The organism is Oleiphilus sp. HI0066 (genome assembly GCF_001635725.1).
The window spans coordinates 14224-29049 of the sequence record NZ_LWFH01001178.1 but is presented as its reverse complement, the minus strand read 5'-3'; the positions used below and the strand labels follow the sequence as shown (position 1 = coordinate 29049).

At 41.5% G+C, this 14826-nt stretch carries 15 protein-coding genes; 11 read left to right on the top strand and 4 right to left on the bottom strand.

Translation table 11 applies throughout. The features are described 5' to 3' along the window. Window positions 1-213 precede the first annotated feature (213 nt). The gene (locus tag A3738_RS15900; protein WP_068480762.1) at window positions 214-1143 is read right to left on the bottom strand and encodes a phytanoyl-CoA dioxygenase family protein; all 930 of its coding nucleotides are present in this window, start codon (window positions 1141-1143) and stop codon (window positions 214-216) included. Between the two features lie 249 nt (window positions 1144-1392). Between A3738_RS15900 and pseB the strand changes: the two genes are divergently transcribed. Genes pseB through A3738_RS15865 form a run of 7 tightly spaced genes read left to right on the top strand, consistent with a single transcriptional unit; the run spans window position 1393 to window position 8352 of the window. After that, the gene (pseB, locus tag A3738_RS15895; protein WP_068480757.1) at window positions 1393-2406 is read left to right on the top strand and encodes a UDP-N-acetylglucosamine 4,6-dehydratase (inverting); all 1014 of its coding nucleotides are present in this window, start codon (window positions 1393-1395) and stop codon (window positions 2404-2406) included. Between the two features lie 2 nt (window positions 2407-2408). Further along, complete coding sequence (gene pseC / locus A3738_RS15890) at window positions 2409-3572, top strand: UDP-4-amino-4,6-dideoxy-N-acetyl-beta-L-altrosamine transaminase (protein ID WP_068480754.1); 1164 nt, start codon at window positions 2409-2411, stop codon at window positions 3570-3572. After that, entirely contained in the window at window positions 3569-4261 is a 693-nt protein-coding gene (gene pseF, locus A3738_RS15885) for a pseudaminic acid cytidylyltransferase (protein ID WP_068480751.1), read from the top strand. The genes pseC and pseF overlap by 4 nt, the downstream gene beginning before the upstream one ends. Continuing rightward, entirely contained in the window at window positions 4251-5369 is a 1119-nt protein-coding gene (pseG, locus tag A3738_RS15880) for a UDP-2,4-diacetamido-2,4,6-trideoxy-beta-L-altropyranose hydrolase (RefSeq protein ID WP_068480748.1), read from the top strand. The genes pseF and pseG overlap by 11 nt, the downstream gene beginning before the upstream one ends. Beyond that, the gene (pseH, locus tag A3738_RS15875; RefSeq protein WP_068480745.1) at window positions 5366-6298 is read left to right on the top strand and encodes a UDP-4-amino-4,6-dideoxy-N-acetyl-beta-L-altrosamine N-acetyltransferase; all 933 of its coding nucleotides are present in this window, start codon (window positions 5366-5368) and stop codon (window positions 6296-6298) included. The genes pseG and pseH overlap by 4 nt, the downstream gene beginning before the upstream one ends. Next, window positions 6295-7341 carry a pseudaminic acid synthase gene (gene pseI, locus A3738_RS15870; protein ID WP_068480742.1) on the top strand — a complete coding sequence of 349 codons (1047 nt, stop codon included), beginning with the start codon at window positions 6295-6297 and terminating at the stop codon, window positions 7339-7341. Before pseH ends, pseI begins: the two co-directional genes overlap by 4 nt. 12 nt (window positions 7342-7353) lie before the next feature. Next, a complete protein-coding gene (locus A3738_RS15865; protein ID WP_068480739.1) occupies window positions 7354-8352 on the top strand; it encodes a polysialyltransferase family glycosyltransferase in 999 nt (332 codons plus the stop codon). A 24-nt stretch (window positions 8353-8376) separates the two neighbouring features. On the opposite strand, the gene A3738_RS15860 is transcribed toward A3738_RS15865, so the two are convergent. Continuing rightward, window positions 8377-9300 (bottom strand): polysaccharide pyruvyl transferase family protein, encoded by a 924-nt coding sequence (locus A3738_RS15860; protein ID WP_068480736.1) that lies wholly within the window; start codon window positions 9298-9300, stop codon window positions 8377-8379. A gap of 107 nt (window positions 9301-9407) precedes the next feature. On the opposite strand from A3738_RS15860, the gene modA reads away from it, so the two are divergent. The 4 genes from modA (at window position 9408) to A3738_RS32635 (ending at window position 12337) form a co-directional block, all read left to right on the top strand. Continuing rightward, a complete protein-coding gene (gene modA, locus A3738_RS15855; RefSeq protein WP_068475041.1) occupies window positions 9408-10136 on the top strand; it encodes a molybdate ABC transporter substrate-binding protein in 729 nt (242 codons plus the stop codon). After that, window positions 10133-10810 carry a molybdate ABC transporter permease subunit gene (modB, locus tag A3738_RS15850; protein ID WP_068480733.1) on the top strand — a complete coding sequence of 226 codons (678 nt, stop codon included), beginning with the start codon at window positions 10133-10135 and terminating at the stop codon, window positions 10808-10810. The genes modA and modB overlap by 4 nt, the downstream gene beginning before the upstream one ends. Beyond that, window positions 10807-11895: a molybdenum ABC transporter ATP-binding protein gene (gene modC, locus A3738_RS15845; protein ID WP_068480731.1), complete on the top strand. Its 1089-nt coding sequence runs from the start codon at window positions 10807-10809 to the stop codon at window positions 11893-11895. Before modB ends, modC begins: the two co-directional genes overlap by 4 nt. Before the next feature lie 211 nt (window positions 11896-12106). Then, window positions 12107-12337, top strand: coding sequence for a globin domain-containing protein (locus A3738_RS32635; RefSeq protein WP_369819812.1), 231 nt, complete (start codon window positions 12107-12109; stop codon window positions 12335-12337). A gap of 150 nt (window positions 12338-12487) precedes the next feature. Here A3738_RS32635 and A3738_RS15835 read toward each other — a convergent pair whose 3' ends face one another. Then, on the bottom strand, window positions 12488-14083 hold the full coding sequence (locus A3738_RS15835) for a methyl-accepting chemotaxis protein (RefSeq protein WP_068501869.1): 1596 nt from the start codon (window positions 14081-14083) through the stop codon (window positions 12488-12490). Window positions 14084-14170: 87 nt separating this feature from the next. Next, entirely contained in the window at window positions 14171-14815 is a 645-nt protein-coding gene (locus A3738_RS15830) for a hypothetical protein (RefSeq protein ID WP_068480723.1), read from the bottom strand. Window positions 14816-14826 lie beyond the last annotated feature (11 nt).

Genomic DNA, 14826 nt, shown 5'->3' with positions numbered 1-14826 from the left:
TGATTCGTACCAACCAGCTTAATTAGCAATTTCAAAATCATATTTTATCTGGTTACCTACGATATATTCACTTCAAAATAACTTAGTAAGAGCATTTATATTTTGATGTAAGAGCACACTATACTTAAATCGTTTTAGAAGCTGGTTACATGTTTCCGCTGCCGACATACGCCTCAAAAGTTAAGCTAATCACCATTTTCATCCAGCTACAGATTAATACTTATTGATAATATTGCCCTTTATCTTAGCTTTCCCAGCTTCATCTAGGTCTTTTCTAGTTCTTATAGGTGTCAAGTCTCCCTCTACCGTTTTATTTATATCATCAATAACAGTCCACTCTTTGTTTGCCTTTGACTTTCCAATTAAGTAACGAAGAGAAAGCCTAAATTTTTCCGACTCATGCTGTACTGGCTGTGTTCCATGTAAAGTACAGTTATGCCACATGGCAGTGTAACCAGCCTGGCCTGTTAAAATTCTATCTTTAACTTCAACGCGCGCTCCGCTGTCGCTTTCATAGATCCACCGCTCACCCTCTTCCTTTTCTAGCTTGTGCGGAAAAAGAGTTGCTCCAAGCTTATGTGTTCTAGGAAGTACATGGAGAGGGGAGTCATATTCATCAACGTCATGAATATATACATATAGAGTTATAAAGGTTGCAGGATCTAGGTCAGTCATCCCTAGCGGCCAATCAATAATATCTTGATGAAAATCAATCCCACGAAAATATGTAATATCTCTAAACTCTTTTTTAATAAAAGGCCCTAAATTAGCTACATTTACGCCATCTATTCTAGATTTAATCCAGTCGGGCAACCACGATTCTGGAACACCGCACACCGCTTTTTTTATAACAATCTCATAATCATATCCAAGTAAGTTGGTCAATGTATTAGTAATTGACTCATTTTTTTCTACCACATCCAATTCATTAGCAAACTGTCCCAAAAAATTAAACTCAGAAGTCGGGTTAGCATTTTTATGAGAGGACTGGCGCTCATACTCTTCTTCACTCAAAAAGAGACTCTCATCAAAATGGCGCGACTCAATCATTTTTGTATAAAGCTTTTTAATCTTTTTCTGATCTAACAATTTCTCAAATTGATAGAAGCCATCATGTAACATACTTTTTTCTGGAATACTCATAGAATCCCTTTTACCGCTTTTAAAACTAGAAAAAACACATAAATAGAACTATCGGGCGCGAATCATACACAAAATATGCAAAAAAGGACTACTTAACATCTCAGCAATATTCAGTTACCAGTTTCACCAAGATTGTATCTATTCTATAATCCCGATAGCCTTTTCGATCTAGTTGATTTCACTAAAGATTTGCAGGTTTCCTCACCAAACTCATTGATTTACATTTAACTATAACGGCACTCTTTTTTTATGCTTAATGATAAAGTTGTCTTAATTACTGGAGGCACAGGTTCGTTCGGGAAGAAATTCTTAGAGACCATTCTTAATCGCTACCCAGACATCAAAAAGATTATTATCTTTTCAAGAGATGAATTGAAGCAATCAGAATTGCGTTTTAAATACCCGCCTCAAGACTATCCTCAATTACGTTTTTTTATCGGTGACATTCGCGATAGGCAACGCCTAATTCAGGCATGTGAAGGTGTGGACATGATCATTCATGCAGCAGCTATCAAGCAAGTAGATACTGCAGAATACAACCCAACCGAATGCATTCGTACAAACATTGATGGCGCTGAAAATGTAATCGCTGCAGCTTTAGAGTGTGGAGTCACTGACGTGGTGGCACTTTCAACTGATAAAGCGTGCGCACCTATCAATCTATATGGCGCAACCAAATTAGCATCAGACAAACTATTCGCTGCCGCAAACAATATTAAGGGATCAAAGGACATTCGATTCAGTGTGGTTCGTTATGGGAATGTCATGGGATCTCGAGGCTCGGTAATCCCATTTTTCTTAAATAAAAAACAATCAGGTGTTCTGCCTATCACCCATGAAGAAATGACCCGCTTCAACATCTCTCTTCAAGATGGTGTAGATATGGTTATGTATGCATTTGAGCACCACCTTGGTGGCGAGATATTCGTTCCTAAAATACCTTCATATAAAATCCTGGATGTCGCCGAAGCCGTAGCACCAGAGTGTAAAACGGAGATTGTTGGAATACGCCCAGGCGAAAAACTACATGAAGAAATGATTACGGACACCGATTCTCTCAATACAATAGACTTGGGAAAGTATTACGCCATCCTGCCATCGGTATCTTTCTGCTACCAAGAGCAAGATTACATTGAGCATCACAAAGCTGAAAAAGTACCATTTGGCTTCAAATACAATTCCGGTACGAACGACGAATGGGAAAGTGTAGAAAGTCTAAGAGCGTTAATAAACAAGCATATTGACCCTGATTTTGAGGTTTAAATATGTCCTTTATTCCATATGGAAAACAAGAGATTAGCCAAGAAGATATTGATTCCGTTATCAATGTCCTAAAGTCAGATTTTCTCACTCAAGGCCCCCAAGTCCCTGCCTTCGAGAACAGCTTAATTCAGGCTTGTGGTGCCGAGTATGCATTTTCTGTTAACAGTGCCACTTCAGCCCTACATATTTCTTGTTTAGCACTTGGCTTAAGGCAAGGGGATTACCTTTGGACAAGCCCTATTACATTCGTAGCCTCTGCAAACTGCGGGCTATATTGCGGTGCATACATTGATTTTGTAGATATCGATCCAGCTACATACAACATGTGCCCTACGAAACTTGAAAGCAAGTTAAAGCAAGCAAAAGCCGAAGGAACTCTCCCAAAAGTTATCGTTGTTGTTCACTTATGTGGCCAACCTTGTGACATGGAAAAAATCTATCAATTATCAAAACAATATGGCTTTAAAATAATTGAAGATGCCTCTCACGCAGTTGGCGCTCGATACAAGAACTCAAAAACTGGCGATTGTAAATACTCAGACATAACTGTATTCAGTTTCCATCCAGTTAAGATAGTGACTACAGCTGAAGGTGGAGCAGCTCTAACCAATAACGATGAGCTCGCAAAAAAACTAGAGTTACTGAGAAGCCATGGTGTCACGCGCGATGAAAGCTTAATGACCGAGGAGAGTCATGGTGGTTGGTACTACCAACAAATCGAATTAGGTTACAACTACCGAATGACCGAGATGCAAGCCGCCTTAGGCGTGTCACAAATGACCCGTTTAAATGAGTTTGTAGATCGCCGGAATGAGCTAGCTGTTAGATACGACAAAGAGCTTACACATTTACCAGTCGAGCTTCCTAAGCGACTTGATTCCACCTATTCAAGCTTCCATTTATATATTCTTAGGTTAAAGCGAAACGAAATTAAATTGAGTCATAAGGAAGTATTTTCAGGATTACGCAATGCAGGCTTAGGAGTAAACCTTCATTACATACCAGTGCATTTACAACCCTATTATCAGAATTTAGGGTTCAAAGCTGGCGACTTTCCAGAGGCCGAAAAGTATTACAAAGAGGCGATATCGATTCCGATATTCCATTCAATGACAGATGAGCAACAATCTACAAGCATAGACATTCTCTCTCGAGTGCTGTTATGAAAGTAGCATTAATTCCAGCCAGAGGCGGTAGTAAACGAATTCCAAGAAAAAACATCAAGAAATTCTGTGGCAAGCCTATTATCGGATATTCTGTTGAAGCGGCTATCAAGAGCGGTCTTTTCGACAGAGTAGTTGTATCTTCAGATGATCAAGAAATCATAGATATTGCATGTTCCTACGGTGCTGAAGCACCATTCATACGACCATCAGAACTCTCTGATGATTTCGCAACAACCACTGACGTCACCCTTCACGCCATAAATACTCTCAATCTCAAATTCACAGACCAAATCTGCTGTATCTATGCTACAGCCCCCTTCATAAGAGATATTGATTTAAAATCAGCATATACACTTCTTATGTCGGAAAAATTAGATTATGTATTTTCTGCGACGGAGTATCGTTTCCCCATCCAACGCGCTTTAAAAATAAATTTCGATGGTTTCAGTGAGATGTTTCAAAAAGAACATGAAACGACACGATCTCAAGATCTAGAACCAGCTTTTCACGATGCAGGCCAGTTTTATTTCGGTACGGTTCAAGCCTATCTAGAAGGAAAAGGGGTTTTAACTAATTCAAAATCAAAACCCTTAATGCTTCCCAGTTCAAAGACCCAAGATATAGACACCTTAAATGATTGGGAATTTGCTGAAGCTCTATACTTAGCAGATCAATTAAATGACCAATAGTAATGCATGGTTTGCAGTGAGAGCCGACGCTAGCCCTCAGATTGGCGTTGGACACATAGCTCGCTGCCTAGCACTAGCAGAATGGGCAAAAGACGAAGGGCTAAAATGTATAATAATAACGGCCTATAAATCAGATTTTCTGGAAGAAAGAGCTGTGACTATAGATGCAGAAATTGCTTACCTTCCGGAATCAAACTCTCATTCTGATCAAGTTTATCCACACTCCCACTGGCTAAAGGGGGGGCAACAACTTGACGCTCAAAACACAAAAAAACACCTCAATAAAAAAATTCAACAGTTAGGAACACCTCCCTCATTTATCATTGTCGACCATTACGCATTAGGCCACCCTTGGGAATCTTTATTAAAAGAAATAGCCCCAATTTTAGTCATTGATGATTTGAATGATCGTCCCCACGATTGCTCATGGTTATTAGATCAAACTTACGGTAAAAACCAACACTCTTACAATGGCTTAATTCAGGACTCAAAATTACTTATTGGTTCAGACTACACTTTACTTAGAAAAGAATTCACTAAAACAAAAAGGATAGAACGTACCTCACCAATAAATGAGCTAAAAATCATGGTCAGCTTAGGCGGGGTAGATAAAGACAACGTTAGCCTAACTATATGCAAAGCATTACTTTCATTAAAAATTAACTTTGTAATAAAAATTGCTATTGTTACTACCTCCCTAAATCCAAACATTGGAAAACTTGAAGCTTTTGCATCTTCAAACCAAAATGTAGTCCTATTAAAAAACATAAAAAACATCGCTGCAGTTATGAACAAGTACGATATTTGCATTGGAGCAGTAGGCTCAACAACATGGGAACGCTTTTCTGTAGGATTACCATCCGTGCTGTGTGTGACAGCAGAAAATCAAAAGCAAGCCGCGCTAATCCTAGAACAAGACAATTTAATTCAATTGATCGATATTAGAAAACAGGAGGTTAAAGAACAGCTCCAATTTAAAATCAGTCAATTAACTCAATCACCTGAAAAGTACTTGAACAATGTGAAGCAAATCTCAGCGGTATGCGATGGCTTTGGGGCCAAAAGAGTCCTCAAACACTTACTAGATCAAAGTGAGCAAGCTTTATGAGCAAGACGAAATTAACTCCCCTATCTGAAGAACATTTGGATATGGTTCTAGAGTGGAGAAACAAGCCTGAAGTCCGCGCCAATATGTATACAGATCACATCATTTCTAAAGATGAACACTATCAATGGTTTGAGCACATAAAGTCCGAAAAAACAAAGCGCTATTTTGTTTTTTATATTGAACAGCAACCATGCGGAGTAATTGGTTTTACAGAAATAAATCAAAATGCAGGCACTGCTAGTTGGGCCTTCTACTCTGGAGACACTTCAATAAGAGGCGTTGGTTCAAAAATGGAAGTCTCTGCACTTAATTATGCTTTTAACTCACTAGGACTTAATAAACTTTATTGCGAAGTACTCGAATTCAATGACAAGGTAATTACGTTCCACAAAAAGCATGGCTTCAGCGTAGAAGGTATATTTAAAAATCAACACTTCTCAAAAGGTCGTTTGTGGGACATATACCGTTTAGCGATTTTCAAAAAGGACTGGAATAGACTTTCTATCGAACTACCATTAATGAGAGATAACAAGTTCGGGCCTGGTAAAACATTTACACATCAATTCTCCATTTCAAAAGAACAAGTGCTAATGTTTTCTGAAGCATCCTCTGACACAAACAAACTCCATATTGACGACGCGTACAGTCGTGAATATGGCTTCGATAAGAGTTTAGTCCATGGTTTTTTAAGCGGTTCAGTATTCTCCAAAATCTTTGGAACATTATTCCCTGGCGAAGGTACAATATATAAGAGCCAATCATTGGAGTTTAAATCACCCATTTACCCCAACACTGAGCTAAACGCAAAAATACATATTGAAACCAAAATAGGGAACCGTCTTAAAGTCCGCACTCTAGTTTTAGACAAAGACGATAATCCGGCTATCACTGGTTATGCAGAAATAATTTTACCTTTGGAAACAGCATGACACCAATTGCTATCAATGGGCGACAAATTGGGCTTAACACCGCCCCATACATCATCGCAGAATTGTCTGCAAACCATAATGGAAGTATCGAGCGCGCCTACGAAATAATGGTAATGGCCAAACGTTGTGGTGCTGACGCCATAAAACTCCAGTCCTACACAGCGGACACAATTACGATTGATTGTGATCGCCCAGAATTTAAAATTGAAGGTGGGCTATGGGGAGGTCGAACTCTTTACGACTTGTATTCGGAAGCATTTATGCCGTGGGAATGGCACAAGCCATTGTTCAAGAAAGCAAAAGAGTTAGGTATTACGATTTTCAGCTCACCCTTCGACGAAACAGCGGTTGATATGCTAGAAGAGCTAAACTGCCCTGCTTATAAAATCGCATCCTTTGAAGCAATAGATATCCCTCTCATCGAATATGTTGCGAAAACAGGCAAGCCCATGATCATTTCTACAGGCATGGCCAATGAAGAAGAGATTAGCGAAGCTGTCACAGCTGCAAAGCGGGCTGGCTGTAAAGAGTTAGTGATTTTGCATTGTGTTAGCGGTTATCCAGCCCCAGCTAACGACTATAATCTTGCGACAATCCGTGACATGGCTCAACGCTTCAATGTGCTTACAGGGCTTTCTGACCATACTATCTCAAATACAACAGCTATTGCTTCGGTCTCGCTAGGCTCTTGTGTTATTGAAAAGCATGTTACGCTTGATCGTTCTGGAGGAGGTCCGGACGATAGTTTTTCATTAGAAGAAAAAGAACTTCTTCAGTTATGCCGTGATAGTAAAACTGCTTGGGAAGCACTTGGTTCTGTCAATTATCAACGTAAAAAAAGTGAAGAAGGAAATGCCACTTTTAGGCGTTCACTTTATGCCGTAGCCAATATCAAAGCTGGCGAAAAGCTCACAAAGCAAAATGTAAGATCAATACGCCCAGGTTTTGGTCTTACGCCTAAAGAGTTGCCTAATGTGCTAGGTAAAAAAGCCGCACGAGACATTGCGTTTGGTGAGCCAATTTCTTGGAATCTAGTAAAATAAGAAAAAGCAAAAATGAACACAATGAAGTCTGCTTTATTTATCGTCACCTCTCCCTTACAACTGTTATGCGCTGCTGAAGCGTTTAAGTACTACAAAATAGGTAAGGCAACTTTAGTCGTAAAGTATGGAGGCAACGATGTATCAAACAATATGCTCAGGGACATGCTGCTCGAATATCCGCTTTGGAATGCAACCTATATTATCACCAAAGAAAAGTCTCTCAGAGAAACCTATAAAACAGTTCGCGCCTTGCGAGGAGAGCAGTATAACTTGGTGTTAAATGCCGAATTTAACGCTTGGTTTCAAAATATCCTCATCGCAAATATTAAATACAACAAACGAGTCATTTTCGACGATGGAGTCATGACACTTAATGACTACCGTGTTTATTTTGAACCACGGATAGCATCATCCAAATCTCATCTTGAAAAAGAATTACTTTTAAGAGTGCTCGGAATATCCAAATTCAGGCCGAATCAGTTTGATGAAATCGAACTATTTACTATGTTTGATTTGAGCCCCACGCCCCATGTATCTGTCGTCGAAAATAGATTCTCTCAAACGACCTATTACAGAAAGAAAATAACAAGCGACTCTAACGCACCAACAGGCATATTAGGACAACCACTCGTAGAAGCAGGAATCGTTAGCGAAGACTATTACTTAAAATGCCTTCAAAAGCTAAGTAAGAATGGTAAAGCTTACTATTTTCCTCACAGAGCTGAATCAAAGGAGAATATTCAAAAATGGTTATCATTGGCAAACCTTAAGCTTATTGAAGATGATCGCCCTATTGAAATTTCTATCACATCATACAAAGTCTCGAGCATAGTTGGCTTTATTAGCACAGCTCTCAAAACTTTGTCTCTCCTATACCCAAAACTAAATATCCAATTTATAAGAACGCCAGACGATGAGTTTCTTACTGAAAAATTCCGAATAAATGCGCGAAACACCTATGCACAATATAAGGGCGAGAAAGTCTCAGAGATAAAACTGGATATCCATTAATACAAGGAGCATTTACTTTACGGTCTACTTTTGTCCAAGATAGTCCCCTTTCAACTGCGCTACTTTTTCCAGTAGCGAAGAAGTAGCAGTTTCTACTGCATCATCACTGCTGAGTGTAGATCTTTCTGTCTTAGCAATGGTCAACAACTTATCACCAAGCAGTTTATAGTCGGAGTCTTTCACATAACGCACTGGAACCGGGTAGCTCATCCATTTTTTCGGGCCTAGGCCAAATCGCGCAGCCCCTCCCTTTAGTTTGCGCTCAAAAAGACGTCCCGTATCTCGGCCACGCTCGCAGATAAAAGGCAAATAAACAGGTTTGAGATCAATCTGCATTGATGCCGCAAAATCTTGCCATTTGAAATGCGAAACAGTCGGGTTGTAAAACACTGGTACCCAAGGAACACGAAAGGCATCTGCAACGATCGCACCATGCATAGCTTCTGTTAGAAGAAGGTCACAGGAGCGAATTTCGCGCACAGCATCTTCAACTGGCTGTTTAGCCGAGACAAAACGAATACCTGCCGCGTCACATACACGCTTCCAGTCTAAGTCTCGTTCACTTCTGTGGTGCGGCATAAAGCCAATAGAATATTGTTTCTCGACCTCAGACATTTCAACAGCACGTAATAAATATGCAGGATCAGCAACAGCTAATGTTGAATCAAGGCCAACAGCCTCTGCGGTTTTCGGTCCACGAACACACAAGACCCTCCAGTGATCAGGAATAATCGGCTGCTCACCTGCGCATCCTGACCCAAAGATAAACGCCTTTTCAACACCGGCTAGGTTCGTATCGAAAGTGCGCTGATTTAAGATTGTGCCAATACCTAACAATGCAGTCTTATCTTTGACTCCCAGACATTCAGGTATCAACTTTGGCCACAACCATACGTTTAGATCATCTCCAAAATTCAAATCTTCAACTTTACAATATTCGATACGCACAACATTTCTCGTGATCAATAAATTCGCGGCAATTGTGGTCTAAGATCTTCTAATTCGCTAGTGTTTAAATTTAAAATCAAGTGTCATCATATGCACTCACACACTCTATGCGCATAAAACATTACACTCTGCTTGTTTTCTTCACGTTCTTTGCGGATGTTTCGTTTAGCTCGGAAGTACGCATCGCCGTAGCTTCGAACTTCAAACCAACGCTTGAAAAGCTGTCTAACGCATATACCCAAAGTAAATTAAGCATCTCTTCTGCATCAACAGGCAAACTCACCTCCCAGATTTCACGAGGTGCTCCGTTTGATATATTTCTTTCGGCAGGAGAAGTAGGCACAACGCTTGCCCCATCTTTCGTAGTCGACGATTCTGAGTTTACTTATGCGATTGGGCAATTGGTTCTTGTGACGCACGAGCAAAACGCCAAATTCGAATTCGACTCACCAAGGGAGCTCGACTGCATTGCATACGCAAACCCAGCTGTTGCGCCATATGGCCGAGCCGCAGCTGAAGTTATCGGGCACTTAGAAAAAGTCGGGGTTCGCATTCATAAGCATGTTAAAGGTCAATCCGTCGCACAAGCACAGCAGTTCTTTTTATCAAAAGCATGCAATTGGGCCCTGATCGCCCAATCTCAAATCACCATCACCAACAAAGCCCATACACATTGGCTCGTTCCTGCTAAGCTATATCAACCAATTCGCCAGAACGCCGTCCTATTGAAACGGGCTCATGATAATCAACATGCGCTTCAATTTTTTAATTATCTCAACAGCGATGAAGCGAAACACATCATCGTCGAAGCTGGGTATCTAACGGAAGCTCAATGATCTCAGATTGGTCCACAATATGGCTAAGCCTGCGCCTTGCATTCATCAGCATGGCAATTCTATTAATCATCGCTACACCGCTAGCTTGGTGGTTAAGCCAAACACATAGCCGGCTCAAGCCACTAGCTCTGTCGATCATTACTCTACCAATTGTTTTACCTCCAACAGTATTAGGTTTTTATCTACTTCTACTATTGAGCCCTGATGGAGCGATTGGTGTCATCACTGAATCCTTAGGATTTGGCAGTCTTGTATTTACTTTTTGGGGGCTCGTCTTCGGCTCAATAATCTATTCCTTACCCTTTGCCGTTCAGCCTATTTACAACGCATTTTCTAGCATTGATAAAGGCGTACTTGAACTAGGCGCAACAATGGGAGCAAGCCCGTTTACTCGCTTCAAGAGCATCGCACTTCCGTTGGGCAAAACAGGAATTCTCAGCGCGGCAATTCTTAGCTTTGCGCACACTCTTGGAGAGTTCGGCGTGATCTTGATGATTGGCGGAAATATTCCTGAAGAAACTCGCGTACTTTCAATTGCCATTTATGATCATGTGGAAGCATTGAACTTCGAACAAGCCCATACCTTGTCCTTAGGGCTCGTTATTTTCGCTTTCTGCGTTGTCTGGTGCTTAGCCTATCTTCAACAGAATTCTAAAGAGCGTCGCAGCACATGAGTATCGATATCAATCTGCGCCTCAATCGCGAAAACTTTCACTTAACTATTAACGAGTCACTGTCGAACTCTGGGCTTACCGCTATCTTCGGCCCGTCGGGTTGCGGCAAAACCACTTTTCTGAGATGCATAGCTGGACTTGAAAAAGGAAATGGCCGCGTTTTAGTCAATGACATCATCTGGCAAGACTCAAAATCGAACACATTCGTACCAAGCCATCAGCGCAATCTCGTCTATATATTCCAAGATGCACGCCTATTGCCGCATCTAACTGTATACGAAAACCTAGTATTCAATCTGAAATATCAGCGCGTAAACATAAATGATGAAACACTTTCGAGCGTTATCGAAAAATGCGCTTTATTTGAGCTTAACGACAAACTCCCCTCGCAACTTTCAGGCGGACAAAAACAACGCGTCAACATCGCACGCGCACTATTGAGTCAGCCAAGCCTAATACTCATGGATGAACCTCTGTCCGCACTCGACAGTAGTTCAAGACAGGAAATGCTGAATTTTTTAAAAGCGCTAAAAGACGACATATCCGCTCCAATTTTGTATGTCAGCCACTCCATTGATGAGGTCGCACAATTAGCAGACGATTTGATCATCATGCGCAATGGAAAATTACTTCATAAAGGCCCCGCATTAGCCGCATTCGCAGAACACACCGATGTATTCAGCCATGACCAACTGTCTTCGGTATTCGAGGGCAAGGTAGTCGATATCGACACAAAAGGCGGAATTGCTAAAGTCTTTTTGAAGAATCAATCTAGTGCAGCATCAACATGTGTGTACTTGAACGATAAGACTTTAGAGGCTAGCCAAAATATTAGGCTCAGAGTCGCGGCAAAAGATGTGAGCATTAGCTTGAGACATAACAAAGAACAAAGTATTCAAAATATTATCCCAGCAACGATCAGACATATCGACACCACAATTGACTCCTCGTCAGTATTGGTAACACTTGATATCAATGACCAAACTTTGCATGCGCTGATCACAGCTTTATCTCTCAAGAAACTACAGTTAAAAAAAGGTCAGTCGGTATGGGCGCAAGTCAAAGCGCTCTCAGTGTATGACTAAGCGACTAGTTGCACTTTCAATTTGTGTTGACTAGCGTTAGTGCAATTTCACTCACTCAGAGGCATCACGATGGCAATCACTGAAGCACAGAAAAAAATCTGTACAAGAAAGTTTTGCAAAAGTAGAACCCATTGCTGACGCAGCAGCCGAAATATTTTACGGCAAGCTTTTTCAATATGACCATAGCCTTCAGCCGCTTTTTAAAGGCGATATGACGGAGCAAGGTAAAAAGCTAATGTCGACATTGAAGATTGCCGTAAAATCACTCGACGACCTAGATGCCTTAGTTCCAGTGCTCGAAAACTTAGCCATAAAGCATATTGAATACGGGGTAAAAATAGATGATTACACCCCTGTCGGAAATGCCTTAATCAATACTCTAGCGGAAGGTTTGGGTGACGATTTTAGTCCAGAATGTAAAGCCGCCTGGGTTGAAGTGTAAAAAACAATTGCTCTTGTCATGCGCACCAAAGCTTACCCAGACTTTGATGCAGAATCCTACAAAAATACTAAAACCTATCAGCATTAAGAATCGTAGAGCGTAGCGACTAAAAACGATTTCATTAAGTTAGTTCTATTGCTAAGCCAATAGCTAAGCTTTAAACCCTCCAACATAAGATTTAAGGTCATCGACCATCGTATCGACAACCTGCGCCTCATTAGCAGTTTCTGCTGCAGTGGCTTGGCTCTGAGTGGAAAGCTCGCTCACGTCGTGAATACTTCTTGAAATATCTTCAAATACAGCTAACTGCTCCGTTGCGGCCGCCGCAACTTGCTCGTTCATAACTTGGATTTGAGAAATTTGTTCAGCAATGCTTTGGAAGGAATCACTCATTTTATCTACTCCCTCTACGCTGCGCTCTGATTCGCGAACACCTTGAGCGGTAACCGTTTTAGCTTTGTCGATACTTTGGTGCAAACGCTCAATCGTCGCATTAATTTCGTCCATTGAAGAGTGCGTCTTTTGTGCAAGCGAACGTACTTCATCCGCAACCACCGCAAAACCTCGGCCCTGCTCTCCCGCTCTAGCGGCTTCAATAGCTGCATTTAAAGCCAATAAGTTGGTCTGCTCCGCAATATCAGAAATCACCTGAAGCACCTGAGATATGCGCTCTCCCGCCTCGGCCATATCTGCTAATTCAGAATCAATGTTCTCGATGTTTTTGGCTTGCGCACGAATGCTTTCAATACGGTTTTCGATCAATCCTGCACCTTCTTTAGCAAGCTCGCTAGCCTTAGCGCCCGATGATGCAGTTTGCTCGGCATTCGCAGCCACCTCGCTTGAGGTGGCATTCAACTCAACCGCAGCACTAGAAATAGATTGGCTTTGCGCATGCTGCGCATCACTCGCCTCTAAACTGGTTTTAGTTTGCGCATGCAAGCTTTTTGACGATGAGGACAAACGCGTTGCCGTGTCTGCCATATAGGCCACGGTTGTCTGAAAGCTCTCAAGTAAACGATTAATCGCATCAGAGCTCTCACCAATCTCATCTTTACTACGAACATCAACACGCTGTGTAAAATCCGCATCCTCCACAATACGATGCAAGCGCTCAGTAAATACTGGCACTGGAGACACCAATTGATTAGCAAACCATAAACTGACACACACAGCGATGCCCGCGGCGACTAACAAGGCGATAACTAAAGCCGTCATCAAAGATTCAAACATAGACTCAGATTTCGCGAACGCCTCGACCTCATCGATCTCGCTCATGATCGCCCAACTCAAACCATTAATATCGAGCGGCGCGTAGGCTGACAGCACAGAGACACCTCTGTAATCATCAAAAACATCAAATCCTACAACACCAGATAACGCTTGATCAGCACCTCTTGTGTTCACTGGCTGCAGACCAATACTGGTTTCCTTAGTGGCAATAGATTGGAGTGTCTGCGCATCTAAACCCGATGTTTCTAGTACCTCTAAATATGCGTCTTTATCTTCAATCAAAAAACGGCTCATGCTGCGCATTTTGCGGTCTTGAGCAATCAAATATGTTTCACCCGATTCGCCCAAACCTGTCGTTGCCCATTGTTGGTCATGCGTCATGATTGCGTTAATACGATCTATAGGCATCTGAAAAATCAGAACGCCTAACAGTTCTCCCGCATCAAAAATGGGAGAAGCAATAAACGCAGCAGGATCCTCATAAGATGGTGGATAAGGAGCAAAGTCATTGATCACAACATAATCTTGCTCCGTTGCTTGAACCGCTTACGTAAAAACGCGTGCGATACCACTGTTGGCATAAGGTCCGTCAAATAAAGATGTTCAGTAATCCAGTTCTTTAAAAACGGAATAAACGATATCACCGGTATCTGGCGTGACTAAGAAGATATCGAAATACTCAAAACGCTGCAGAAAATCGCGAATAGGCGGGTGATAGATCTTGTGCAACTTACTGTAGAGCGTATTGTTATCGAGCTGAATCAGGGCATCTTTGGCCCCTAAAGGTTCAGTGTTGTTTGCAATGAAATCGTATTGTAGAGAAATAGAGTCTGCATCTAAGCCTTGCATTAAGGCTGCTGAATTGACCTTTTGACCGTTATTACGTTCAGCGTACTCACCACCGAAGGATTGCTCATAATATTGCTGCAATTTTTCTTTTTGCTGAACGACATTGTCACCCGTTCGCTGCGATAAATAATCATCAAACCCCCGCTTGAACTCTCTCATTGCATTCACGATCATCCGATCTTTCGAGAAGCTCAATACTTGATCCTGAATCGTTTGAAAATATCGCTCTATTTGGGATTTCTTAGACTCTCTCACTGCAGTGAGTTGAGCCTTTGAAAGCTCATGAATGGCCGACTTTCCGTCCGAATAACTGCTATATGCAATATAGGCACTGAGACAAAAAGCGGGAATGATGGCTAGTAAAATGCCAATACTTAAAAACTTAGAACGCAAACGCACAATGACAATCC

Bases quoted from the DNA above. Each gene is read 5' to 3' on its own strand.
- modC (WP_068480731.1), top strand. From the start codon at position 10,807: ATGAGTATCGATATCAATCTGCGCCTCAATCGCGAAAACTTTCACTTA.
- A3738_RS32635 (WP_369819812.1), top strand. From the start codon at position 12,107: ATGACGGAGCAAGGTAAAAAGCTAATGTCGACATTGAAGATTGCCGTA.
- pseB (WP_068480757.1), top strand. From the start codon at position 1,393: ATGCTTAATGATAAAGTTGTCTTAATTACTGGAGGCACAGGTTCGTTC.
- pseC (WP_068480754.1), top strand. From the start codon at position 2,409: ATGTCCTTTATTCCATATGGAAAACAAGAGATTAGCCAAGAAGATATT.
- pseI (WP_068480742.1), top strand. From the start codon at position 6,295: ATGACACCAATTGCTATCAATGGGCGACAAATTGGGCTTAACACCGCC.
- modA (WP_068475041.1), top strand. From the start codon at position 9,408: ATGCGCATAAAACATTACACTCTGCTTGTTTTCTTCACGTTCTTTGCG.
- A3738_RS15865 (WP_068480739.1), top strand. From the start codon at position 7,354: ATGAACACAATGAAGTCTGCTTTATTTATCGTCACCTCTCCCTTACAA.
- pseH (WP_068480745.1), top strand. From the start codon at position 5,366: ATGAGCAAGACGAAATTAACTCCCCTATCTGAAGAACATTTGGATATG.
- pseG (WP_068480748.1), top strand. From the start codon at position 4,251: ATGACCAATAGTAATGCATGGTTTGCAGTGAGAGCCGACGCTAGCCCT.
- pseF (WP_068480751.1), top strand. From the start codon at position 3,569: ATGAAAGTAGCATTAATTCCAGCCAGAGGCGGTAGTAAACGAATTCCA.
- modB (WP_068480733.1), top strand. From the start codon at position 10,133: ATGATCTCAGATTGGTCCACAATATGGCTAAGCCTGCGCCTTGCATTC.
- A3738_RS15900 (WP_068480762.1), bottom strand. From the start codon at position 1,143: ATGAGTATTCCAGAAAAAAGTATGTTACATGATGGCTTCTATCAATTT.